This window comes from Rhizobium sp. LCM 4573, from assembly GCF_001854865.1.
Classification (GTDB): Bacteria; Pseudomonadota; Alphaproteobacteria; order Rhizobiales; family Rhizobiaceae; genus Neorhizobium.
On sequence record NZ_MDDW01000015.1, the window covers coordinates 1 to 23,797 of the forward strand.

A 23,797-nucleotide genomic window follows, 5' to 3' on the forward strand; every position below is an offset into this window, starting at 1 on the left:
TCTGCGGCGAACGTCACCCGTGATCACTTCAATGCGTCGATACTCGTTAGACATAAGCTTGTCCTCAAGCCTGGGCTTGAGCCTTTCTGCTTATGCCGACTGTCCGGTCGAAATGGGGGGCAGTTCACTCGTTGAAGAGCTAAGCCAGAAGGGTGCCCTATTTAAGCAACAGAGCCACGCTAAGTTTTACGCTGCAGTCGGCCGCGACCAGACCGAGGTGTTGAGTGGTTCGTTCAACATTCACACCGGCACGTATGCTGAGAACCTGCTGTTTAAAACCTATGACACCAAGTCATTCGTTGAACGCTATCTCTTGCCGCTACAGGTCGTCCACAACCCAAATTTGCTCGAGGTGGAGCGCCGTGTGCTTGCGATCGAGTTGGAAAACCAACAAGTTAGGTCAATGACGTCGCGCGTCRAAACCTGATTTAATGGTGCCGGATGAGCGGAGTTTCCTCGGCAAGGTGCTTATCGAAGGAGCACGACGTACGCTCTACCTCTAGTATGATTGCCCCGTGGGCCAGCGTAACTGCAGTTGCTGACTGCTACCATTTCAAGCTCTGAAAGGTTCTCCTTAAACTCTATGTACATGCCAACCTCGTCGTCGGAGCAAGCGGCCCGTTGCGGACCTTAGATGGGCATTGAGATTATGCTGCTGGTCCAACTGATTCTCTCCGACCACAGGACTGACAATCATGGAGGCCATTCGGATTGCCGCTGCGCAGACGCCCGAACTCAGAGGGGATATTGATGCTTCGCTGACATATGCYGCTCAAGTCATCGTCCAGGCAGCTGCTCATGGCGCTCGGCTACTCGCTTCCCGGAATGTTTCTTGCAAGGTTACTTGCTCGATGAGCCAAAGGCTCGTCCAGGCAAACAGAGTTAAGAAAAGGCTAGAATTTCTAATCTACTTAGGGTCCTCGATGGGGCGTGCTCCACGACGAGATCGAGCCACAAGTCATGACCAGGAATGAACATGCGACATGATCATACAAAATGGCTAACGCACTTCGTGCGTGATCGCATCCCCGAGCAGGACTTTCCTGGGCAAACCGAGGAAGAATACCTTTATTATGCGGGCGGCGAAGTGGATCAGGACGCCTGCGCTTTTGACGTCTTGTCTGCGATCATCCGCCTTGGCGGGATTAGGCCTGGATACTCCTTCAGGAAGGATAGAACGACCATTTACGGCGGCCAACCGGCGATATGCGCAACCGAAATGCCTCTTTATTCTTTCGCCGATTACGCGCGCAGTCGTAGTGATTCGGGAAAAGTGTCTGCTTACGGCATCGCTTTTCTGAAATCCGAATTTTATGAAGCGGGCGGCCGGCCAGCCATTTATGGATTGTCCCAAGACAACATACAAATGGTGCGAAATGAGCCCACTTGCCGCATACTGCCCGACGACGTCCTTCCTGTAGCCGAGCAGTATCGGTACGTTGCTTACAACCCAAGTTCTACGTCTTCGTGGATTGACTGGAGCCACGAACGCGAGTGGCGATGGATTCCGCAGGACCCTGACAAGGATGAAGTCTGGGTAGTTGATCACAATGGCATTATGGGGCCAACACCGGCGCTCCCGCTATTTAAAGGCAAACTCGACGGTCGTCCATTTACCAAGGTGTGCTTGATCGTATGGACGAAAGAAGAGGCGGACCGCGTTCAGGAGATGCTGACCGGCTTCTATCTGGCCGGGAGCAACAACTATGGCACCCCCTTCGATCGAAAACTCATTGAGAAATCTAAGATAATCATCTTGTCCGATATAATTGCTTCAGTCGAAAATGGAAAGAAACTAGAAGCGCAAACTATCGAGGGGCTTGAAGCCGCCAACCTTATTCATTCGATCAAAATCTCACCTCCACCAAAAAACGCCGCGAAGGTCGTCGAGAACGCCATTAAGCTTGCTGCTAAGGCCGCAAAGAAGGCGCAAGCGGAGTTCTTCGCAAAACATGGGAGAGGAAATGGCTACTGTGGCTTTGCGCATGCGACTACAACTGACGTCACTAATCCGATGGTCCAGTACATGCTTGACAAAAACTTGGCGGCCGGCCCATTCGATGGCCGTGTCTGGATCAGTGTACCTTTGGGCAGGGAGCAATCTTTGGATTACAACGAAGCTGGCTGTATAGCTGCTGCAGCTTCCTTGACCAAATCTCTAGGGATTAATGTCTTCGTCGAAACGAGATACGACTAACGCGACCGCATGAAGTACGCTCCATGTCTGCTATTGGCGCTGCCTACCAGCGGTTCTAGTCCTCAGCGCTGAATCAAGGTTTTTCTCAAGGTTCGAGCTCGGGGATCGGCGACTACATTCCGAGCTTATTCTGTTGCTGCCTACGCAGTTCCCGTCTTGCGGCCATCCGCGTTTGGACCCAGTGAGGCACAAAATCCTCGCGCTGGATTGGGTTGTCGAAACCCGAGCGCATAGAAGGATTGCCTCCCACCCCCGGAAGCGTCGTTCCGTCCGGTCCCAGCCGCTGGTCTACGGCAAATTCCGTCCAATCAGCAAATCGGGCTCGGCCCATTTCTTCCACTAGTGCTCCGCGCGCTCGTGCGTGTACGACAGGCGACATGATCCCCAAGACGTCGAAGCGGGTAAATGATCGATCTACAATCGTGTGCATCATCATCGCGCTTATGGGTTCTATACTGCCAATGTTTGATGACACAAATAGGAGGTCGTAGTTCCCCTCTGGTTCGGGATCGTGATAGGCTTGGTAGATCGGACAAACATCGATCACAGGTTCGGTTGAGATGCGCTCGTATTGCGTCCAAAGGCACGAGCAGGACACTTCGGCCGCAGTTGACAATTCATCTCGGACACCTGCAGCAACGGTATCAAAGTCCTCGACCGAGGATACGACGTGTATTCGCTTCGGCTGCTCATTTTTTGGCCGCTCCTCATTCATGGGATACGCCCGCCGTGCAAGCGCCTGCCCCAGGCTCCACATGGCGGTCCTGAAGTCCGCGATACCTAAAGTGGGGGAAGCCACCTGATCAAGCAGGCTCAAGATGTCCTTTTCGAGACCTACGGCCGTCTTACGATCTTCGTCCATCCGCTGCTCCTTAGTGCGCTCCGTAGGTGCACCATTTCCGCGTCGCTGGCGTTTTCGAGCCACGACCGGAGGCTTTCCACGTCTTCTGGGTCAAACGGTACGAGGTAGCTCTGCAACAGACCATCCTCATCCTCGAGATGAAGTATGCGTCCGCAAACCTTCGGCGTTACGCAACTGACAGCCTCTTTGATAAGCGTCTCGAAGTAGTCAAACTGTCCGTACTCCTCCCACTGACTGAGAAAGTTGTACGGGTGCTGTGACGCCTCTTCCATCAAGTCAATAAAGCTTCGACGGTCTTCTGTCCTCCAGAAGGCGCTCAGGATGGCATTATAGGCCACTTTTTGATCCAGACGCTGTGAGGTGCCGGAGAGCTTCTCCAGCGCAGCCACCAATGCGGGGTGGGCCGCGGAGTACGCGTCAAAATCCTTGCTGAAGACAAACGATTCCGCTTGGGAACTGGTCAGCCCACGAGTGTCCATCGCGTCACGAAGCCATTGCAGGCTCTGCCCCGATCCATTGACAAGCCGATACGTCACCTTGTGACCATGGGCGCGATCGGCCCGAGCCTGAATTTTAAAATCGCGAACGACTTCCGTCCAACCAATCCCACCACGTTTCAACTGTACGAGTATGTCCCCGAGCAGCCCGGAAAGTAGCAAGTCATCAACGTAAGCGTCAGGTTCTTGGTCAAAACCGAAACGCTCGAACTTAGCGATATCGCCATTGGCCAAGAATGCCGCTAGAATCTGCTCAAGTTCGAGTATGCAGGCATGTACAGTATAAGCAATCTCGTAGTCCCGACCGTCCTTGTTAGCTTTGCCGCCCGTATGCTTGTGTTTGAGACGCTCGACGAACTCAGTGCCACCTAACCGCTTCAATATCCACCGCTGAAACCGCATCCTGCAAAGCCCCAAAATATCCAGATCGCTTTCTAACGCGGGTAGCTTAGGGGTTAGTTACCATGGGCAGAGGCGGCTGAGGCGTCGAGGTTCAACGGACATCGAGAACTTACAAGACAGAGCTGCCGATCGGGATAACGTTATCGCTTTAGTAATCTCGGAGAAGATTCTATGACATCGCAGCCGTACACTAAGCGTCCCCCCGTGTCCCAGCCTAACCAGAACGACTCGCTCGAGAAGACCGACAGGAAAAACATCACGACGGTCGACGAGGTGGAGCGCCTCCTTGACGAGGCCCTTGATGAAACCTTCCCGGCAWGCGATCCCATCTCCTCGATGCGCTTCACCCCTGACAACTGACAATGGCAGATACCACGATCTTCATTTCCATCTTATCGGCTCTTCTCGCAGCCGCGATCAGTCCTGGCCCTAGTTTTCTGACGGTTAGCCGAATTTCCGTGGCGTGCTCCCGTGGGGATGGTCTGGCTGCCGCCGTCGGAATGGGATTGGGGGGACTCATCTTCTCGTGGTTGGCACTGATGGGCCTCACGTCACTGCTATCGCAATTTCGATGGCTTGACGTCGCGCTGAAGGTACTAGGCGGCGGATACCTCGTCTACATGGGTCTTCAATCGTGGAGGCACGCCCGCTTGCCTCTTGTCATGGCAGCCGCTGGGCCGGCCGAGCGCTCGGCCTGGAGGAGCTTCCGATCAGCGTTTCTGGTTCAGATCAGCAATCCAAAGACAATCGTGGTTTACGCGAGCATTTTTGCCAGCCTCCTCCCCACCGTGGTACCACCCTTCTTCTTGGCTACGCTTCCCTTCGGGGTGTTCTTCGTAGAATTCGGTTGGTATTCTCTTGTCGCCCTCGGTTTCTCGTCTGATCGCCCGCGAGCCATTTACGCATCAGGCAAGGCACTGATCGATCGGTCGGTAGGTGTAATGATGGCTGGTATGGGAGTGCGTCTCATCGGACTCGCCGATTTTAGATAACACTCGCACCTACCAAGCTAACGGCGCTGGTTTCCTGCGGGGCCCTTTGCGGAGACTGCAATGGTTGAAAAGATCGAGAGAATTGCCGCGACATCTCCCTCGCGACCCACCCAGGTAGATGACAGTACCTCAATCACCTCAGAACCGGACGGAGTTTGGGTCGCCCATCGACAATCCGAGATTACAGCCGGTCTGAAGGAGCGTGCACACGCCAGTCGTCAGGGCGGAAAACCGGACGGTGATGAGCTGGCCAAGCATCAGGTGGATTCTTGCCCCACCGACGACCAGAACGGCGAACAACCTTCGGATGAAAAACTCTCTGGCGAAAGCGAACGGATCGGTCAAGGCAACTGGGATGAAGACGTACCTTTTGGCGAGCACGTCGGCTATCTCTAACCTACCTTTGTAGGCCGAATCCGTTTTCAGCATTATGAATGCAAGTGCCATAAAGTGGGTTCACGCGGCCGAACAGCTCAACTGTCTTGCGTGATTTTTCATGGGAAGTCGCAACTCATCGAGCTGAGCATATGCCTTTCTTGACTGGCCCATTAAGCTTGGCCTGAGAGTGTAAGATCGGGCAGTTGGTTGGGCCTTTGCACGACCAAGCGACTGTCTTGTGAGGCCAGCAGTTATGCTGCCAAGCCCGTCCCTTTATAACAAATTCCAGTTGGTAACGTGCATTGATCCAATGTCGTTGGCGGGTTCCTACTGGCATTGAAATATAGTAATCCAGTCCACTCCGATCAGCCTCTCTGACGATAGTGCCAGAATAACTGGTCTCACCAGTTACGCTCATATCGCCCATCACCAAGTGCGCTTTGCAAAGCTCATATCCTGCCGGAGCATGGAAGAATCCATTGGTGTCGGAGCCTTCATGTCGAGTGATTTCATTGGATACCCGGGCAGCTTCGTCGGCCGTCTTTTTGCATGCACCTGCCTGCCATGAAAAGAAGGTGCAGACGGCAATGCCTATCGACTTTCCCTCTTCAGATTCTACGAATTCCTGTAATGACTTCGTGACGAAATTGCCTTCGGCAGTGYGGTTAACACACACGTTCTCACTAATCGCTTTGTCTATGACTGCTTCTGCATTGCCACTGTCAGTCATTCGATAGAAGTATATCGACGGTCTCCAAGCGACGGGCCTGTCGAGATAGGATTGAAGCAGCGCTATTTCGGTCTCTTCTTCGCCACCGGCCGGTGCAATACCGAGCAGGGACCCACTTTCTTTGGAGAAAATGAAATCGGACCGTGGTTGGAACGCGCCGTTAGCGCATTGGACCTTAAAACTATCATCGTCAACGTGATCCACCCTGCAGTCACGACGCACGAATTTGTTTTCAGTCGCTCGGATGATAAAAATTTCCTCGCCAGCCCGGGGAGGCCTTTTTACGACATAGACCTGCCCGAATTGAGCCGAGGCCTTTTTGTCCACCTTATGGATAAACAGGTTGGGATATTTTTCAGACACCTCGTTTCCGTAGGCTTGAACCTCCAGGCTATGTCTCAACCCACCCCAGGTGTCATTCTGAAAGGACACCTTGGTCCAGTAGGGCGAAGTCTCCTCACGGACTGTTCCCAACATGAAAGACCCGCGTCCTTGCTTGTCGGCGGGAATAGGCTCCGGCTTGCTCATACTGAACTGACATACAGTGAGGATACTGTCGTCCTCGATGATTACTGCCGGACATTGCCCGCGTCTGTTGTCGCCAACTGATCCGCGCAGCATACCTATGGGCGCGGCCAAGCTGCGGACTGTATCCCGCGGGTGCAGCTCATTGATTAGCTCGAACTGATAAGCATAATCTTCCGCGACGGCCGCCGAGGAGACCAAAATCCCCCAAAGGAACGCAACCTTACACGATCTCATAGCGACCTCCTCCCAGAAGCCATTCAAGAACGCTGTGCAGTCTCCCACGCCAGTGCGACGAATATCATGGAAGGCTAATTTATGAAACTTCTTCGTTTGTATGGTTCAGGAGGGAATCTGTTTGGAGGCGGATATCCAATCCTGCATCTGATGCAGGGGCGTTCCCCAGGACGGGGGAAGATCGAATGTCGTAGCTTCTATTATCGATTGGTTCACACAACGGCGCGAAACCTGCGGGCCAACCTCAACTGTAACGTTGATTTAAAGCGCACGATCTAAGGATAGCGCCTAGAAAAAACGCAGGGAAAGGAGCCACCCATGTGGCACATAACGCCGAACAGCTCTCAATATGTCCTTCAGCCGTCCCTGGAAGAAACGAAAGCTGTCATTGAGGTCTTGAAGCGCTTCGAGCGAAGCTTACTGGACGTGCCGGAGCCGCAGCCYGAGTACTCCCGTTTCTTCCTTGGTATCCTTCCCGACGAGATCGTTTGGATAGGCGACAATCCCGAAAGCTATGTGGGTCCAAGGCCGTCCATGGGCGCGCGTTTGGACATCGAGGAGTTTGGCGAAGGAAGGCTGGCGACGTTGACCCCAGGCGGACTTCACGCGCTGATGCTGGGCGGAGCGGCCCGAGCGGACGTTTTGTATGCGCTTGGCCAGGCGCTGCACTGGGAGCGGGACCGAGTGGCGAACGGCGACGATCCGGAAGTTCATCTTCCGAGCATCCAGGACAACGTGGAAACGGTTGTCCACATCGTTTGGGAGCTCTGCCGAACGTTTCCACGTCGCATGTCCGTAGCCAGTTGATCGAGCCGCCTTGCGTGCTCGATCCGTGAACGGCCCAGGCGCTCGTTAGACCGGAAGCGGTATTTACCAAGTGCGTAGGCCGTTCCGAGAGCTATTTCTGCGACATTGACGGCAACATGCGCCATTTGCGGTCATAGACACTCGCGACACAAATGGCGGCCGTCAAGCCGCCATCGTTCGTCCTCTCCGTCGTTGCGGCTACGCTACTCTTCGCGGAAAGAGTACCGCTTCAGACGCGGTCTTCGCTCCATCGAGGAGTATACGATCCCCATATTTTTCAGGGAGCTGAAGGCCGAGCTTCGCATGCAACTCCGTGGCTGCCGTCGGCAAAAAGGGAAGAAGGCATCGGGCCACGATTGCGAGCCCAAAAGCTTGTTCGGCAAGGGATGAGCTAAGACGATCTATTGTTGTTTGACGATCCTCAGGGGGCAGGTCACCGCTCAGTGCTTTGGCATCCGCCCATGGTGCTCTCTTTGTGAATTGCCGATTTGCCTCACCCAAGAAAGCAAAAATCTCGGAAACCCCAACATGAAGCTCGTATTTCTCGAACGCCCTCGCCACGGTGGAAGGGAGCTTGGCTGCTCCTCGTACAAAATCGCAGTCTGGGACGGGAGGGACAATTCCGCCGAACGACGTCGCGAGAAGTGCTAGGACGCGGTTCGTCAGGTTTCCAAGCTGGGCAGCCAGTTCGCCCGACCATGCAGCCTCTAGGCGATCCTCAGAGAAGTCTCCGTCGTCGCTACAACGCACATGTCGAAGCAGATAGTAGCGAAGCGCATCAGGGGTACCGTAGGCCTGTATAATCCGCTCCGGATCAATACCATTTCCTGCGGATTTGCCGATTTTCCTCCCATCCACGGTGACATAGCCATGGATGAGAATTGAGGATGGTAGTGGCAAGCCAGCCGACAGCAGAATAGCCACCCAGTAAACGGCGTGAAACTTTGAAATCCCTTTTCCGACAACATGGATACGCTCGCCTTCTCCGCGCCAGTACCTCTCGAAAAGATGTTCGTCGGAGCCGTACCCCAGCCCCGTCAGGTAATTCGCCAGGGCATCAAACCACACATAGACGACTTCATCTCCACCCGGAACAGGGATGCCCCAGACGCGCGACCGTTCAGCACCGCGCGACACGCTGATGTCAACGAGGTCTCGTCGCAAGAGGGCGAGCACTTCGTTACGACGGTGGCTTGGAACTATCTTGAGGGTATCAGTTTCAACGAGTTCTAAAATACGGTCGCGATAGCGGGACAACCGGAAAAACCAGTTCTCCTCTTTGACGTTTTCGAGCGGAACACCGTGCTCGGGGCATCGGCCGTCATCGAGTTCGGATGGATTGTAAAACTCTTCACAACCCACGCAGTAAAGGCCCTCGTAAGACCTACGATAGAGATCACCACTTGAAGCGCATGCCTTCCAGAGGTGGTGGACGCATGCGACGTGAGACGGATTATTCGAGGTGCGAACAAATTCGTCGTTCGAGATATTAAGTTGAACGCCCAGTCTTTCGAACCTGTCGGCATTGGAATTCACGAACTCCGAAACCGGAAGACCCGCCACCTCCGCGGCTCTAACGTTCTTGAGACTATTGTCATCGGTGCCGCATTGGAACCTGACATCGTGCCCCAACAGGCGAAGGTGACGTGCGTATGCGTCTGCTTGAACAAGTTCCAAGGCAAAGCCAACGTGAGGCGCTGCGTTGACGTATGGAATGGAGGTCGTGATGTAGGTAGCTGAGCTACTCATTGACGTATCCTTTCGAGGCTAAATTGCCCGCGAGACGGATCAACCAATGAAAAGACCGCCTCTGGGGCGGTCACTGGTGCAGTATGGATGCACGAAACCCGCCACGCTATGAGCGCGGCATCATCGTTGCAGAGGTGTTGGTTACGTTGCGGTCCATATCTCTTGGTAACATCTGCCGCCACCCACGGCAATATTCCAAGAATGGCATCGCCCAGATGACCTCGTCATCATGAAGCATGGATCGCCTCAGCGTCACCATGAGGATTTGAAATCTCAGCTTCGCAGTTGACATACTGTTTCGTGGAAACTCCATTTCGTSACCAGTGCAGGTACCGACCGCTCCTTCCGGAGGTCCGCTATTTCAACGCGGCTCAGGCATCGGCCATTGGTGGGTTTCCGCCCTACGTGTTCGGCCTTTTCGCGATGCAACAATCGCCAGCCACGTTCAATAGGCGGGATGCGGCGGCGCATAACATCGCCCCGAAACTGAGTTCGCGCGGGCCACTCCACGAAGCTCCACGGACGAACGTTTCGCCGTTGTTCCATCCGAAAGGTTTCGCCATGTCCGCCACCCCCGGTTTCATCCGCAAGGAAGACGCCGTAGTCCTGATGCTCGATCATCAGACTGGCCTTTTTTCGCTTGTTCGCGATTTCCAGCCCGACGAGTTCCGCAATAACGTTTTGGCGCTCGCCGCCACCGCGAAATACTTTGGTTTGCCGACCATCCTGGCGACCAGCATGGACCAGGGCCCGAACGGCGTTCTGCTGCCCCAGCTCAGAGAAATCCTTCCGGATGCCCCGGTGATCAAGCGCCCCGGGGAGATCAACGCCTGGGACAATCCCGAATTCCTCAAAACTCTCAAGGCAACCGGGAAGAAGCAGATCATCGTTGCGGGTATCGTGACGGATGTTTGCGTTGCAATGCCGACGCTGTCCGCGCTGGCGGAAGGCTACGAGGTTTTCGTGGTCGTCGACGCCTCTGGAACATTCAGCAGCGTCGCACGCGACTCCGCCCACATCCGTATGGCGAACGCCGGCGCGCAGCTCATCAACTGGTTCGCCGTCGCCTGCGAGCTGCAACGTGATTGGCGGAATGGGATGGAAGGCCTCGCGGCACTCTTCGAGAAGCACATTCCCGACTACGGCAATCTCATCAGCGGTTTGAAGCGGTAAGCCGAAGCTCTCTCCGGGCCTCTCCGGAGAGAGCTCTCAGAAATGGGCGATACTCGATGAAGGTCTATCTACTTTCACTCGGCGTCGGGCTGCTCGTCGGGATGGTGTACGGCTTCCTCAACGTTCGGTCGCCAGCGCCACCCGTCGTCGCGCTAATCGGGCTGCTCGGCATACTCGTCGGAGAGCAGGTTCCGCCCACCGTAAAGCGCATACTCGCGAACGAGCCGGCAGGTTCTTCGTGGATGCATCAAATCAAGCCGCATGTGTTCGGCCGCCTCCCGACAGGCAAACCACACCGGAGCGAGGTCAGCGATCGAGGTAGCGCCGAAAGCTGACAGGACGATCCATCATCGGCCATCGGAGAAAGTGATGATACCCGACCTTGTGCTGTTCAACGCACGGATCACGACGCTCGACCGCGCGAAACCAAATGCATCGGCAGTGGCGGTGGCGGATGGCCAGTTCGTCGCAGTCGGCGATGAACGCGAGATCGTCGCTATGGCGGGACCCAAGACCCGCATGATCGATCTGAAGGGGAGGCGGGTTCTTCCGGGCCTGACCGACACCCACACCCACGTCGTCCGTGCAGGTCTCAACCACAACATGGAACTCCGCTGGGATGGAATCCGATCCCTCGCTGACGCGATGGATATGCTCCGCAGGCAGGTCGCTATCACACCGCCGCCGCAATGGGTCCGGGTTATCGGCGGATTTACGGAACACCAGTTCGCCGAGAAGCGGCTGCCCACCATCGAGGAGATCAACGCAGTCGCACCGGATACTCCAGTCTTCCTTCTCCATCTCTACGACCGGGCGCTTCTCAACGCCGCCGCGCTCAGAGCGGTCGGCTATACGAATGACACTCCGAATCCACCTGGCGGAGAAATCGTGCGAGATAGCAAGGGCAATCCCACCGGGTTGCTGTTGGCCAAACCGAACGCGGGCATTCTCTACGCGACTTTGGCGAGGGGGCCGAAGCTACCATTCGAATACCAGGTCAACTCGACCCGCCACTTCATGCGAGAATTGAACCGACTCGGGGTCACGAGCGTGATCGATGCGGGCGGCGGCTTCCAAAACTATCCTGACGATTACGCGGTCATTCAGAAGCTTGCCGACGAGAACCTGCTCACGGTGAGGCTGGCCTACAATCTTTTCACGCAGAAACCAAAGCAGGAAAAGGAAGATTTCCTGAACTGGACAAAGTCCGTCGCCTACAAACAGGGCACGGACTACTTCATGCATAACGGCGCGGGCGAGATGCTCGTGTTCTCGGCCGCCGACTTCGAGGACTTCAGGCAACCGCGGCCCGACATGCCTCCTGAAATGGAGACCGACCTCGAGGACGTCATCCGCATACTTGCCGAGAACCGCTGGCCCTGGCGTCTRCACGCGACGTACGATGAAACGATCAGCCGATCGCTCGACGTCTTCGAAAGAGTGAACAAGGACATTCCCCTGGAGGGTCTCAACTGGTTCTTCGACCATGCCGAGACGATCTCTGACCGTTCGATCGACCGGATAGCGGCGCTTGGCGGGGGCATCGCCGTACAGCACCGCATGGCCTACCAGGGAGAGTATTTCGCCGAAAGGTATGGAAACGCCGCGGCCGAGGCCACGCCACCGATTGCGAAAATACTCGAAAAGGGCGTGAAGACGGCAGCCGGGACGGATGCGACGCGCGTGGCTTCATATAATCCATGGGTGGCGCTCGCATGGATGGTCACGGGAAGAACAGTCGGTGGGATGAACCTTTACCCGCGACGGAACTGCCTCGACCGAGAGACCGCGTTGCGGATGCTTACTGACTTCGCTCCCTGGTTCTCAAACGAAGTCGGGAAGAAGGGACGCATCGCGGCAGGCCATCTCGCGGACTTGATCATTCCGGACAAGGACTACTTCACCTGCGCCGAGGACGATATCTCCTTTCTCACTTCCGAACTTACCATGGTTGGAGGAAAGATTGTCTTCGCATCGGGGCCGTTTGACGACCTAGACGAAGGTCACGTCCCTCCGGCTATGCCGGACTGGTCGCCTGTGCGAACCTTTGGCGGGTACGCTGGATGGCGCGAGCCCGAAGGGGCGGGGAGGTCATCGATCAGGCGGACCATGATCGCGTCCTGCGGGTGCGCGAACAATTGTGGGGTCCACGGTCACGACCACGCGTCAGCATGGACGACCAACCTACCGATTTCCGATCTCAAGGGGTTCTTCGGAGCGCTAGGCTGCGCCTGTTGGGCGGTGTGAGGAGGATCGGAAATGACGAATCCAAGACTCCCCCCAGGTCTCCCTTCCATGATGACGATGCCTGCGGTCCGTTTCGCAGGATTGTTGGCCCTTTGCTCCGCTTACATCCAAGGACCGATCACCAAGATACTCGACTTCCCCGGAGCGGTTGCGGAGATGGAGCATTTTCATCTTCTACCGGGGACGCTGTTCGCGATCCTGGTGATAGGTTTCGAGTTGATCGCGTCCCTTCTTGTCCTTACCGGACATCTCCGATGGATCGCGTCCCTCGCTCTTTCGGTCTTCACCTTGCTGGCGACCCTGATTGCCGTACGGTTCTGGGAGGTCCCCCCAGGCTACGACCGCCTGATGGCAATGAACGCCTTCTTCGAGCATTTGGGGCTGGCGGGGGCCTTCCTCATAGTCGCTTGGTATGACCTACGCGAACGCCGCCAGGCGGGGGCGCGGTGATGGCCACGAATTCGGGCAAAGACAGCAGTTTCAGCGAAAGCAGCTTCGGCCCGCTCCGCCACCAGGTGTTTGCAGTCCTATGGGCCGCAACGGTAATTGGTAACATCGGCACCTTTATGCGCGATGTTACCAGTTCCTGGCTTATGACCGAGCTGGCGTCGTCGCCGATGGCTGTTGCGGGGCTCCAGGCCGCGTCCACCCTGCCCATATTTCTCCTCGCGATCCCTGCAGGCGTTCTCTCGGACATACTGGATAGGCGGCGCTTCCTGCTGTTTATCCAGGTACTTCTCATGGCAGTGAGCCTATGCCTCCTGGCGCTGTCGGCGTTCTCTCTGCAGAGCGTCGTGTCTCTGATAGCGCTGACTTTCGTCGGAGGCGTGGGAGGCGCGCTCATGGCTCCGACGTGGCAGGCGATCGTCCCGGAACTCGTCCCGAAGAGTGACCTCCGGAATGCTGTCGCTCTCAATTCGCTTGGCATAAACATCTCAAGGTCTATCGGCCCGGCGCTCGGAGGTTTCGTCCTCGCCTATCTCGGAGCGACGGTTTCCTATGGCGTAGACATCGTCACCTACTTGCTGACGGCTGCCGCGCTCATCTGGTGGAAGCGGGCCGCACCTGAATCCAATGACCTCAGGGAGAGCTTTTCGGGAGCATTCCGCGCAGGCTTACGCTACGCCAAGGCGAGCCCCGAATTGCACGTCGTCCTCTTGCGCGCGGCTGTTTACTTCGCGTTCACAAGCGCCATCTGGGCACTTCTCCCGCTTGTTGCCCGAACGCTACTCGGTGGCGACGCAGGCTTTTACGGCGTTCTCCTCGGGGCCGTTGGTCTGGGAGCGATCCTCGGCGCTCTAGTTATGCCTGTGCTCCGCAAGCGGTTGGATGCCGACGGTATGATGCTGCTGTCGGCCGTGATCGCCGCGTGTGTGATGGCACTCCTGGCGTTGTCACCGCCGCAGTGGCTCGGAATATTTCTGTCGTTGGCCATGGGAGCAGCTTGGATAGCGGCTCTGACCACGCTCAACGCAACGGCGCAGACGATCCTGCCCAATTGGGTTCGCGGGAGATCGTTGGCGGTTTATCTGACGACATTCAATGGCGCGATGACTTTCGGAAGCATCGCCTGGGGGACCATCGCCGAGACCTTGGAACTGCAGGCGACGCTTTTGATTGCTTCGATTGGACTTGTGCTTACCGGGTTCATCTTTCACCGCATGAAATTGCCCAATGGTGACACCGACCTGTCCCCATCCGATCACTGGCCGGAGCCTCTGATCGCTACCTCGGTGGAAGGTGATCGCGGCCCCGTCCTGATCCTCGTTGAATACGAAATCGATCCGGTCGACAGGCGAGCTTTCCATAACGCCGCCTCCCGCCTTTCCGGCGAACGTCGGCGCGACGGCGCATACGCCTGGGGCATCTCCGAAGACGTGGCGAATCCTATGAGGATCATCGAATGGTTCCTCGTCGAGTCCTGGTCGGAGCATCTTCGGCAGCACCATCGAGTGTCCAAGGCTTCGGCGGACCTCCAGGTTGCAGTTACCGCTTTTCACAGGGGAGGGAACCCTCCCTTGGTCAAACATCTGCTGGCCCTCGCGGCCCCGGATGCAACTCCCTCAAAAGAGGTCCCCAATGGATGAATCAAAGGATCGGCTACCCCTCACTCGTCGAGGCTTGCTGGCCGTCGGTGGAGCCGTCGCAGCAGCCTCCGCGATCCCCGGGTCACTGGCAGCCGCAGCCGCCCACTACCGTCACGAAGTAGGAGAACTCACGATGGCAACAATCACGACCAAGGATGGCACCAAGATTTTCTACAAGGATTGGGGAAAGGGACAGCCGATTGTCTTCTGCCACGGCTGGCCGCTCTCCGCGGACGCTTGGGACAACCAGATGCTGTTCTTTGGCCTCAACGGCTACCGCGTTGTCGCACACGATCGTCGCGGCCACGGGCGATCGGATCAGACGTGGGACGGCAACGATATGGATCACTACGCTGATGATCTTTCGGAGCTGATCGAGAAGCTGGACCTCAAGAACATCGTACTCGTTGGCCATTCGACAGGTGGCGGCGAAGTCGCTCACTATATCGGCCGTCACGGGACGAAGCGTGTTGCCAAGGTCGTCCTGGTCGGAGCGGTGCCGCCTCTTATGCTCAAGACCGAGGCCAATCCGGAGGGCACGCCGTTGCAAGCCTTCGACGGTATTCGGGCCGGGACCGCAGGCGATCGGTCACAGTTCTTCAAGGACCTGACGATGCCGTTCTACGGGTTCAACAAGGAAGGCGCGAAGGTGAACGAAGGCCTGCGGGACTCGTTCTGGCTTCAGGGCATGATGGGCAGCATCAAAGCTCACTATGATTGCATCCATGAGTTTTCCGAGGTCGACTACACTTCCGACCTCAAGAAGATCGACAAGCCAACATTGATCATCCACGGCGATGCCGATCAGATCGTCCCAATCCAAGCATCCGCAATGAAGTCTTCCAGGATCGTCAAAGGCGCGCAGCTCAAGGTCTACGAAGGTGCGCCACACGGTCTTGCCCAAACAGAGGCCGAAAAATTCAACGCGGACGTCCTCGATTTCATCAAGGCATGACCGTGCGGGAAGGGGGCGACGCCCCCTTCTAACCGCCGCGCAAAACAGAGCTCGTATTTTCATGGATCATCACACGCACCCCAATTCCACCAGAAGCCCGAGACTGATGCACCGCTCCGGCGTACTTGTCGCAGTAGCGGGTTCTCTTTCGCTCGCTGTCGCGATGGGCATCGGCCGTTTCGCGTTCACGCCGCTTATGCCGATGATGGTTCAAGAAGGACACATCGACATAGCTGCCGGAAGTAATCTCGCAAGTGCCAATTATCTCGGCTATCTGGCAGGCGCGATGCTGCTGATGGGCTCTCCTCGCGTGGTGTCGAACAGCGTGCTCGTGCGAGTTAGCCTGATCGCGACAGTCGCCCTCACGGCTGTGATGGCATTGGACTGGCCGTTGGGTTGGCTGTTTTTCCGTTTTCTCGCGGGTGTCTTCAGCGCTTTCGCCTTCGTCTCTACCTCAGCCTGGGCGTTCGCTCATTTGACGCGTTTCGAATCCAGTCATCTCGGCGGAATTGTTTTCACCGGTCCCGGCTTGGGCATCGCGTTCTCGGGTATCGTGGCGTTGGAACTTTTCGCACAAGGTCTTACTGCAGAACTCGTCTGGTTAGCGTTCGCCGCTGTTTCGCTCGTTGCCACGTTCATCGTATGGCCGGTTCTTGGTGACCCAGAACTCCCGAGTGACCAAGTCGCCCACAAAAACCCAGAACCTGTCTCCGGAAAGCTCGACCGTATGGAAATGGTCGTCTTCGCTTTTGCCTACGGGTTGGCCGGGTTCGGCTACATCATCACGGCGACATTCCTGCCGGCGATGGCGCACGCCGAATTGCCTCCGTCGATCTGGCTAGATGCTTTTTGGCCTCTATTCGGTATCGCCGCCGCACTAGGCTGCGGAATAGCGATTAAGGTGGCGAAGCGGTTCGATCCGAGGGCGCTGCTTTTCGTCGCCTATATCGTTCAGGGCCTTGGCGTCCTTCTCATCATCCCGATGCCTACTCTCTTCGGCTTCACCGCCAGCAGCTTCCTGGTGGGACTTCCCTTCACGGCAATCAACTTCTTCGCGCTGAGGGAGGTCCAACGGCTGCGCCCGCACGCGGCGGCAAGATATATGGGGATGCTGACCGCACTCTATGGCATAGGGCAGATCGCAGGACCGCCCGTAGTTGCTGCCCTCCTTTCGAACGTGAGCTCGCAGGAGGCGGGCTACAATGCTGCCCTTGCCTTGGYGGCCTGTTCACTTGCCGCGGGCGGCCTCGCTTACCTGTTCATGTACTTTCGATGGCCGATGCAGAGGCAGCTCTGACACTGTCTCGAGCCAAGAACCCCGATCAATACGACGGTTCAAGTTGTTCAAGGAAAACCATGCCACAGGCTTCTTCTCCACTTCCCACGCCGGACGAAACTCAAAGCGGAGGTGGGCTTGTCCTGCCGTTGATACCAGCTTCGGCGTTCGGGATAGTTCTCGGCACCGCAGGTCTGGCGAACTCGTGGCGTGCGGCGTCCTCGTACTGGGGCCTGCCTCAGGAAATAGGCGAAGTTCTTGCCGACGCGGGTTTTATCATCTGGATAGTGCTGATTGGGCTTTATGGCCTGAAATGGCTGGTCTTCCGTGAAGAGGCCCTGGAGGAGGTGAGCCATCCGGTGCAGTGCTGCTTCGTGGGACTGATAGGCGTCAGTACGATGCTGGCCGCCGGAGCGATGCTGAGCTGGTGGCCGGAACCCGGAAAGGCGCTCTTCTGGGTCGGGTTTATCTATACCATTGGGTTCGGCGTTTGGCGCACGGGCGATCTATGGAAGGGAGGGCGCGATCCGTCGACGACGACGGCCGTGCTGTATCTCCCGACGGTCGCGGGCTCTTTCGTCACGGCAATAGTCGGTACTCAGATTGCCGGTGTTACCTTCGGACAGATGGTTTTCGGAGCTGGCCTGTTTTCCTGGCTTGCGATTGAATCCGTCTTGCTTCACCGTCTGCTGACCAGTACGGAATTGCCCGAGCTACTTCGGCCGACTATCGGCATCCAGCTAGCGCCGCCAGCAGTCGGGTCGGTGGCGTATCTAAGCACTACTTCAGGCCCTTCGGATATCCTTGTGCTGACGATGTTCGGCTATGCCGTCTTGCAAACGCTCTTGATGATTCGCATTCTACCTTGGGTAATGAAGCAGCGGTTCTCGGCGTCATACTGGGCGTTTACATTCGGAGCGACTTCGTTGGCGACCGCCGGCATCAAACTTGGGCAACGTGGGGCTGACGAACCAATTCCCGGGTTGGCGAAGGTGGCCTTCGGGTTTGCGAACTTTACTGTTGGCTCAATCGCAATATTCAGTCTTTTGCTCCTCGTGCGGGGGCAGCTTTTCACAGCAAAACGCCGCGCCAGGTAACTCTCCGCCGGAAGTGCTGGAAACCAATCCCGCGTTCTGCCGCTCGGTATTTCATGTTGATAATCAGCGCGTCATAGAAACGATCGTTGCGGCATGGCTAGCCTGTATTTATCTCTATTGCATCCAGTAGTGGATTCTTTAGCGAGAACAAGCAGTCTATGGCATCAGATCAGAAGTTTGCGCGCACGATACTCATTGACGAGCCATCTCGCGAAGATCAATTCCACGGAAAAGGTCATGAGCGAACAGCTGCGGCGCTCGTACGGGCGATTTCGAGCCTGACGGGGAAGGATCGCGCCATCGGTCTTGACGGGCCCTGGGGCAGCGGGAAATCGACGGTGGTCGAAATCGCGCGGAATGTACTCGCAAAGCAACGAAAGAAAGGCGATGCCGAGTATCTGTTCTTTACATTCGATATCTGGCAATCACAAGGCTCATCGTTCAGACGATCGTTCCTTGAGCATTTTCTCGATTGGACTCTTGCCACGTTCCCGGCCAAGCGTTTGCAGCTCGAGCGAATAGAGCGCGACGTAAAGGGCAAGGTTCGACAGGTACAGTCCAAGAACCAGTCAATTCTCGACTGGTGGGGAGTCGTGGTCATTGCCGCAGTGCCGTTCCTGCCCATTTACTACTTCTGGGCCAAGGCGGTCTTCGATGATAAAGCGCGGCAGGCGGCTTTTATCGCTTCGTGGCCCATGTTTTTGCTATATGGGTTCGTGCTGGGCACCCTTGCCTGGGCGGCCATGAAATGTTGCCGAGACCGCGAGCCGGGCATTGCATGGTGGGAGAACCTTGCATCCCGATATCGACAGTCACTTTCCCAAACCTTGCTCATTAATTCCAAACAGTTCGAAGATCAGAAGGTCACCCAATACATCCGGGAGACCGATCCGAATGATTTCGAGTTCCAAACGAGTTTGCGTCGCATTCTTTCGGTGGTTCAATCCAAGAACACCAAGGTTGTGATTGTTTTGGACAATATCGACCGGCTGCCCAAAAAGGAGATCAATGAGTACTGGGCACAGGTGCGAGCGGTGTTTTCGAACGGCCCTTCGAAATCGCGAGGTGATGCCGACAGCTCAGTCACAGCTATTGTTCCGTACGATCGACACTTAGTTGAAGGTTGTTCCAAACCGGAGACAAACGGCGAGAGCAAACGGGCCGTCATTTCGTCGTTGGGAACACGTGAAATTTTCTCGAAGACGTTCGACGAAATCCTTCAGGTTTCACCCCCAGTTATGTCCAATTCCCGGGACTTCTTCCTGGAAAAGATCGCAAGCGCGCTTCCCGGAGTGGCGGACCGCGATGAGCTCTTTCGCGTCTACCTGATATTCGATCATATCCTTCGCCACGAGAACGGCAACGCGACACCGCGCCAGATCATCTCCTTCATCAACGAGTTGACAGGAATGTATATTCTGCACGACGGGCGATTCAGGATGCCCACGGTCGCTGTATATATTGCGCACGCTGACAGCCTGGAAGCCAACCCAGGCTTACTAAACGATCCTGAAACGCTTGACGCCAAAATCCGCGCACTGGCGGCCGACGCCGACCTTGAGCAAAATCTGGCCGCGATGATCTTCAACGTCGACCCCGCGCTTGCACTTCAAATCTTGTTGGACAACAGGATCAAAGCTGCGGCCGCTCAAAGCGCCCAGAGCCTGATTGAAATTTCGAAGGCTCCGGGTTTCGACCTGCGCGTAGGCTCAGTTATCCAAGAGAATTTCCATGAGTGGGAGCAAGCCGAGGTTCTCCCGAACGTCATCAGCAACTTTGCGGACCTTGCCGGTACATACAATGGCGATGCGCGCGCCCACTTTTGCAGGAGCCTTGTCACGGCCGCGCTCGGCGTCCAAGCGATCAGGTTGGACCCGAAGGTTTACGAGCCCATTTTACGAGTATTCGATATCGCTCGTCCCGAAGAGAAAGGTGGCCTGGCAAAAACACTTGCAAAGGCCGCCGCGAGCGCTTGGGGAGATGACCTTTCCGTCGCGATGGGTCAGGCGTGGACCGCATTCGTAGGCAAGCTCAACAGCCGACTGGCTGTCAATGGTTCGGCTGGCGCGCTCCAAGGTGCAATGGCTGCGATCTCGTTCCCGAGATCGCCTGAATTTCTGTTCGGGGCGGCATCAAGGGTCGCTGACGAAGGCTTATCGCTGAGCCAGTTGAAAGCGACCAAGCCGGACATCTCCAATGATGAATCCGTCTTCTCGACGCTTGCGGTGCAGTTTCCGGCTGAAGGTCGTGCTGCGTTCCTTGCATTTCGCGGGACGTCGATCGTTAGCTCCGATCAGCTAAAGGCCATCATGGCGGCCCTCGTTGAGGCGATCAATGGCGCGGAAATAGAAGACCCCGATCACCACCGCAACAGGATCGATCTACTCGCTGAGATTTACGCGTATTTACCGGCCACAAATCGCGGGGACCTGAACGTTTCGGAACTATTCGCCCGATCTAAATTCTACGCGGACCTGTTCGCATGCATGGAGACCCCCGACGATGCTTCGCTTGGGTCAGCCCTGTTCCTGGCAACTCTCGAGTTCGGAACGGAGGGACCGTCGATCCCTACAAAGCGGGGTGCGAATGGGGGGCGCGTTTCGGATCAGACTGAAAACTTCAACAGGTTCAGCGAGATTATCGCAGGCGGCACGTCAGTTTCCCCGGAACAGTTCGAACGGGCGGCGTTCCTGACCAAACTCGCGCATTCTGTCACCAAGATAGTTGAGTTGGGCGCTTCCACACCTGGAAATACCTTGCTATCCGGCATCGTCAGACATGCGTACGCCAAAGGTAGCGTGCCGGCGACCAAACTAAGAGATACCCTGGCATACTACGACTACATCAGGAGCGCCTTGGGTCCAGAATTGGAGGGGGCGCTGATCAGATGTGCCATCCGCGCGTCCGACGATGAGATTGACAAGCTTGAGCTACACGCGATCCCGGTGGACATCGTCCGTGATGTGAAACACCTTCCGAACCCGGAATGGCAAAGTTTTATTGAGAAGATAAAAAATCTTCTGCAAGCGATCCCTGCTACTGACTGGATTGCTCATCTCACCGCGGGCGACGACATATCGCGCATCCTGTGGGAGATCGCAGATTCGTCCACGTTCGAATTCACGGACCCCGCGTTTCGAGACGTATTCATGGAACTTATCCTTGGATTGCTCTCCGGACGTCATTCCGTCCCTGAAACCGATCGATATGACTTACTCTTGGGAACGATCGGGTCGAGTTTTCATGGGGATGTCCTCCGTTCGATCAGAGAACAAATACGTGACGTAAATGCGCCGAATCTTGAGTTCGCCTCAAGGATCGTGCCCAAGACACTGTCTAAGCTGATCGGGGGAGCAGATCGATTGACCAAGTCGGAAAAAGACAATCTGGTCCGTTTCATCCTCAGCCCCGCGCTAGAGGGGGCAATCAAACCAGTCCTTCTCGAATTTGAGGCTCTAGGCCGCACCAAGATCAAAGACATGATCAACCAGTCTGAAGAAAGCACTCAAGAAAAGCTAAATGGTGCCTCCACTGTATTTTCCAAGGCGGTTCATGATAGGGACTGGAAGACGAGAATCGGCGAGCTCCTCTACGGAAAACGCAAATCGAAATCGATCTTCGACATTTGGTTTGGAAGAGCTGAGRAAGAGGAGGCGGAATAGAGTGGCCTCTCATAGAACGGTCACGCGCGCGCCGGGCGAGTTCCGGAAGGAGTTGTGCATTGAAAAGCCAGAATGTTGGCTGCCTTCGGTCTAGCTCAAGCCTCTCAATAAGGTGGGAATCAGTTCCGAGACGGTCGGATGAACCGGTACAGCCCATTGAAGTTCGTCGAACCGAGTACCCGCCGTCATGGCGTCAATAAAACCATGGATGGCTTCGTCTCCTTCAATGCCGAGAATGGTCGCACCAAGGATTGCCTTGGTATCGGCATCCGCGACAACCTTCATGAACCCCAGCGTCTCATCCCGTTCTTTTGCCCGGCCGACCCTCGCCATGGGGCGCGTCGATACCAGAACATTTCTGCCGGGTGCGCGGGCATCCCGCTCGGTCATGCCGACCCGGCCAAGGGGAGGATCGATGTACAGTGCGTAGGCGGGAACCCTGCTTGAAACCAATCGATCCTCGTCATCGAGTAGGTTCGCGGCGGCAATCTCGAAGTCGTTGTAGGACGTGTGGGTAAACGCCCCCCGGCCATTGCAGTCTCCAAGGGCCCATATCCCTGGCACATTCGTTTCAAGCCGATCGTTGACCCGTATGTAACCGCGCTCGTCTACGTCTACGCCGGCGGCCTCCAATCCAAGGTCGTCTGTATTGGGGCGACGACCGGTCGCAATGAGAACGTGGCTCACTTCGTGAACCATGCCGTCGGCCTTTACCGTGATGTTTCCCTTATGCCCGGAAAACGCGATTTCGGTGGCACCTAAATGGATTGTGATGCCTTCGCCTACCAGGATGTCCCGTATTGCGGACGAGACGTCATCGTCCTCCCGCGGTGCAAGCCGGGGACCGCGCTCGATTATGGTCACTTCTGAACCAAAGCGCCGATACATCTGAGCGAACTCCAACCCGATATAGCTGCCACCGATCACTGCCAGGTGCCGGGGAAGGAAATCGACGTCGAGAATTGAAGTACTTGTGAGATAGGGTACATCCCCGATCCCCGGGAACGCGGGAACTACAGGGCGCGCACCGACGTTCACGAAAATTCTGGGAGCGGTTAGCGTTTTGTCGCCGACCTCGACGGTGTCTGCGGCGGTGAACCGGGCGTGGCCGTAGATAATCGCGAGCCCTTTGAGGTTTCCGAGCCACTCACCCAGCCCGTTCCGCGCATCCATGGTCACTTTGCTGGCTCTGTTTCTTACGACAGACATGTCCACTGTCGGGCGGCCTCCAATCTTCACGCCGAAATCTTCAGCCCTTCGGGCGACGTGGGCGGCACGAGCGCTCGCGACAAGTGTCTTGGTGGGCATGCAGCCTGCGTTCACACACGTCCCACCAAGGAACTTGCGCTCGATCAAAGCCACGTTCAGTCCGCTCTCCGCCATTCTGGCTGCGAGAAAGGGGCCTGCCTGGCCAGCGCCGATAAAAATCGCGTCGTACTTGTCCATCAGACAGCTCCGACGATGAGAAACGCGCCGATGATCGCAACGGCATCTTCGATGAACGCAGCTGGCCTGTCCTTGCCGAATGCCGCTGCCATCTTCCCGCGGGCGGCCGCGCCGCCGTAAGTCCCGATGACCGAGCCTATGACGCCCGCGATCAGGCCCGCGACCAGGGAATCTCCGGATGCGCCAATCGTCGCGCCTGTCAGGGCACCGATGACAATTCTTGTCCCGAATTGAACGGGGACTTTTCGGCTCGGCGTAGTTGGAAGCTGGTCAGTGACGAGCTCGGCCAATGCGGCCACCGTGAAAATCCAAGGCGTCCAGCGATACCCCATGAACGCCAGCGTGGACTGAGAAACATCGAACCAACCGGCCCAGGCGGCCCAGGCGACGGCAGCGGGTGCGGTCATCGCGCGGAGTCCGGCAACGATCCCGATGAGGAGAGCGAGAAGAAGTAACATTTGAAATTCCTTTGTTCGAT

The 23,797-nt window shown here is 56.4% G+C and carries 21 protein-coding genes; 15 read left to right on the forward strand and 6 right to left on the reverse strand.

Translation table 11 applies throughout. The features are described from left to right. The coding region (locus tag LCM4573_RS27410; protein ID WP_206744581.1) for a hypothetical protein at window positions 1–427 on the forward strand (427 nt) is incomplete at its 5' end. Between the two features lie 549 nt (window positions 428–976). Continuing rightward, complete coding sequence (locus LCM4573_RS17590; RefSeq protein WP_131818976.1) at window positions 977–2,197, forward strand: hypothetical protein; 1,221 nt, start codon at window positions 977–979, stop codon at window positions 2,195–2,197. 112 nt (window positions 2,198–2,309) lie between these two features. Here LCM4573_RS17590 and LCM4573_RS17595 read toward each other — a convergent pair whose 3' ends face one another. Further along, window positions 2,310–3,059: a hypothetical protein gene (locus LCM4573_RS17595; protein WP_071007691.1), complete on the reverse strand. Its 750-nt coding sequence runs from the start codon at window positions 3,057–3,059 to the stop codon at window positions 2,310–2,312. Further along, window positions 3,032–3,958, reverse strand: coding sequence for a hypothetical protein (locus tag LCM4573_RS17600; protein ID WP_071007692.1), 927 nt, complete (start codon window positions 3,956–3,958; stop codon window positions 3,032–3,034). Before LCM4573_RS17600 ends, LCM4573_RS17595 begins: the two co-directional genes overlap by 28 nt. A gap of 171 nt (window positions 3,959–4,129) precedes the next feature. Between LCM4573_RS17600 and LCM4573_RS28125 the strand changes: the two genes are divergently transcribed. Genes LCM4573_RS28125 through LCM4573_RS27415 form a run of 3 tightly spaced genes read left to right on the forward strand, consistent with a single transcriptional unit; the run spans window position 4,130 to window position 5,346 of the window. After that, on the forward strand, window positions 4,130–4,318 hold the full coding sequence (locus tag LCM4573_RS28125; protein ID WP_071007693.1) for a hypothetical protein: 189 nt from the start codon (window positions 4,130–4,132) through the stop codon (window positions 4,316–4,318). A gap of 2 nt (window positions 4,319–4,320) precedes the next feature. Beyond that, the gene (locus LCM4573_RS17610) at window positions 4,321–4,950 is read left to right on the forward strand and encodes a LysE family translocator (protein ID WP_071007694.1); all 630 of its coding nucleotides are present in this window, start codon (window positions 4,321–4,323) and stop codon (window positions 4,948–4,950) included. Between the two features lie 60 nt (window positions 4,951–5,010). Continuing rightward, the gene (locus tag LCM4573_RS27415; protein WP_083347507.1) at window positions 5,011–5,346 is read left to right on the forward strand and encodes a hypothetical protein; all 336 of its coding nucleotides are present in this window, start codon (window positions 5,011–5,013) and stop codon (window positions 5,344–5,346) included. 115 nt (window positions 5,347–5,461) lie between these two features. Here LCM4573_RS27415 and LCM4573_RS17620 read toward each other — a convergent pair whose 3' ends face one another. Continuing rightward, window positions 5,462–6,820 (reverse strand): hypothetical protein, encoded by a 1,359-nt coding sequence (locus LCM4573_RS17620; RefSeq protein WP_071007696.1) that lies wholly within the window; start codon window positions 6,818–6,820, stop codon window positions 5,462–5,464. Window positions 6,821–7,138: 318 nt separating this feature from the next. Between LCM4573_RS17620 and LCM4573_RS17625 the strand changes: the two genes are divergently transcribed. Then, complete coding sequence (locus LCM4573_RS17625) at window positions 7,139–7,627, forward strand: hypothetical protein (protein WP_071007697.1); 489 nt, start codon at window positions 7,139–7,141, stop codon at window positions 7,625–7,627. Between the two features lie 198 nt (window positions 7,628–7,825). Here LCM4573_RS17625 and metG read toward each other — a convergent pair whose 3' ends face one another. Next, the gene (gene metG / locus LCM4573_RS17630; protein ID WP_071007698.1) at window positions 7,826–9,376 is read right to left on the reverse strand and encodes a methionine--tRNA ligase; all 1,551 of its coding nucleotides are present in this window, start codon (window positions 9,374–9,376) and stop codon (window positions 7,826–7,828) included. A 405-nt stretch (window positions 9,377–9,781) separates the two neighbouring features. Here metG and ycaC point away from each other — a divergent pair, with 405 nt between their 5' ends. The 9 genes from ycaC (at window position 9,782) to LCM4573_RS17680 (ending at window position 21,873) form a co-directional block, all read left to right on the forward strand. Continuing rightward, a complete protein-coding gene (gene ycaC, locus LCM4573_RS17640) occupies window positions 9,782–10,549 on the forward strand; it encodes an isochorismate family cysteine hydrolase YcaC (RefSeq protein ID WP_244505355.1) in 768 nt (255 codons plus the stop codon). A gap of 56 nt (window positions 10,550–10,605) precedes the next feature. Further along, window positions 10,606–10,884, forward strand: coding sequence for a DUF1427 family protein (locus LCM4573_RS17645; RefSeq protein WP_071007701.1), 279 nt, complete (start codon window positions 10,606–10,608; stop codon window positions 10,882–10,884). Between the two features lie 34 nt (window positions 10,885–10,918). Beyond that, on the forward strand, window positions 10,919–12,796 hold the full coding sequence (locus LCM4573_RS17650) for an amidohydrolase (protein WP_071007702.1): 1,878 nt from the start codon (window positions 10,919–10,921) through the stop codon (window positions 12,794–12,796). A gap of 12 nt (window positions 12,797–12,808) precedes the next feature. Then, window positions 12,809–13,246, forward strand: coding sequence for a DoxX family protein (locus tag LCM4573_RS17655; protein WP_071007703.1), 438 nt, complete (start codon window positions 12,809–12,811; stop codon window positions 13,244–13,246). Continuing rightward, on the forward strand, window positions 13,246–14,883 hold the full coding sequence (locus LCM4573_RS17660) for an MFS transporter (RefSeq protein ID WP_071007704.1): 1,638 nt from the start codon (window positions 13,246–13,248) through the stop codon (window positions 14,881–14,883). The genes LCM4573_RS17655 and LCM4573_RS17660 overlap by 1 nt, the downstream gene beginning before the upstream one ends. Window positions 14,884–15,016: 133 nt before the next feature. Beyond that, complete coding sequence (locus tag LCM4573_RS17665; protein WP_071007705.1) at window positions 15,017–15,838, forward strand: alpha/beta fold hydrolase; 822 nt, start codon at window positions 15,017–15,019, stop codon at window positions 15,836–15,838. A 106-nt stretch (window positions 15,839–15,944) separates the two neighbouring features. Beyond that, window positions 15,945–17,135, forward strand: coding sequence for a YbfB/YjiJ family MFS transporter (locus LCM4573_RS17670; protein WP_071007706.1), 1,191 nt, complete (start codon window positions 15,945–15,947; stop codon window positions 17,133–17,135). Between the two features lie 59 nt (window positions 17,136–17,194). Further along, entirely contained in the window at window positions 17,195–18,211 is a 1,017-nt protein-coding gene (gene tehA / locus LCM4573_RS17675; protein ID WP_071007707.1) for a dicarboxylate transporter/tellurite-resistance protein TehA, read from the forward strand. A 158-nt stretch (window positions 18,212–18,369) separates the two neighbouring features. Then, the gene (locus LCM4573_RS17680; RefSeq protein WP_071007708.1) at window positions 18,370–21,873 is read left to right on the forward strand and encodes a P-loop NTPase fold protein; all 3,504 of its coding nucleotides are present in this window, start codon (window positions 18,370–18,372) and stop codon (window positions 21,871–21,873) included. A gap of 90 nt (window positions 21,874–21,963) precedes the next feature. On the opposite strand, the gene LCM4573_RS17685 is transcribed toward LCM4573_RS17680, so the two are convergent. Continuing rightward, the gene (locus tag LCM4573_RS17685; protein ID WP_071007709.1) at window positions 21,964–23,319 is read right to left on the reverse strand and encodes an FAD-containing oxidoreductase; all 1,356 of its coding nucleotides are present in this window, start codon (window positions 23,317–23,319) and stop codon (window positions 21,964–21,966) included. Then, a complete protein-coding gene (locus tag LCM4573_RS17690) occupies window positions 23,319–23,777 on the reverse strand; it encodes a DUF4126 family protein (RefSeq protein ID WP_071007710.1) in 459 nt (152 codons plus the stop codon). The genes LCM4573_RS17685 and LCM4573_RS17690 overlap by 1 nt, the downstream gene beginning before the upstream one ends. Window positions 23,778–23,797: the final 20 nt, after the last annotated feature.

Excerpts from the sequence above, each read along its gene's own strand:
- LCM4573_RS17590 (WP_131818976.1), top strand. The coding sequence starts at position 977 with ATGCGACATGATCATACAAAATGGCTAACGCACTTCGTGCGTGATCGC.
- LCM4573_RS17595 (WP_071007691.1), bottom strand. The coding sequence starts at position 3,059 with ATGGACGAAGATCGTAAGACGGCCGTAGGTCTCGAAAAGGACATCTTG.
- LCM4573_RS17600 (WP_071007692.1), bottom strand. The coding sequence starts at position 3,958 with ATGCGGTTTCAGCGGTGGATATTGAAGCGGTTAGGTGGCACTGAGTTC.
- LCM4573_RS17610 (WP_071007694.1), top strand. The coding sequence starts at position 4,321 with ATGGCAGATACCACGATCTTCATTTCCATCTTATCGGCTCTTCTCGCA.
- LCM4573_RS27415 (WP_083347507.1), top strand. The coding sequence starts at position 5,011 with ATGGTTGAAAAGATCGAGAGAATTGCCGCGACATCTCCCTCGCGACCC.
- metG (WP_071007698.1), bottom strand. The coding sequence starts at position 9,376 with ATGAGTAGCTCAGCTACCTACATCACGACCTCCATTCCATACGTCAAC.
- LCM4573_RS17645 (WP_071007701.1), top strand. The coding sequence starts at position 10,606 with ATGAAGGTCTATCTACTTTCACTCGGCGTCGGGCTGCTCGTCGGGATG.
- LCM4573_RS17655 (WP_071007703.1), top strand. The coding sequence starts at position 12,809 with ATGACGAATCCAAGACTCCCCCCAGGTCTCCCTTCCATGATGACGATG.
- LCM4573_RS17660 (WP_071007704.1), top strand. The coding sequence starts at position 13,246 with ATGGCCACGAATTCGGGCAAAGACAGCAGTTTCAGCGAAAGCAGCTTC.
- LCM4573_RS17665 (WP_071007705.1), top strand. The coding sequence starts at position 15,017 with ATGGCAACAATCACGACCAAGGATGGCACCAAGATTTTCTACAAGGAT.
- tehA (WP_071007707.1), top strand. The coding sequence starts at position 17,195 with ATGCCACAGGCTTCTTCTCCACTTCCCACGCCGGACGAAACTCAAAGC.
- LCM4573_RS17685 (WP_071007709.1), bottom strand. The coding sequence starts at position 23,319 with ATGGACAAGTACGACGCGATTTTTATCGGCGCTGGCCAGGCAGGCCCC.
- LCM4573_RS17690 (WP_071007710.1), bottom strand. The coding sequence starts at position 23,777 with ATGTTACTTCTTCTCGCTCTCCTCATCGGGATCGTTGCCGGACTCCGC.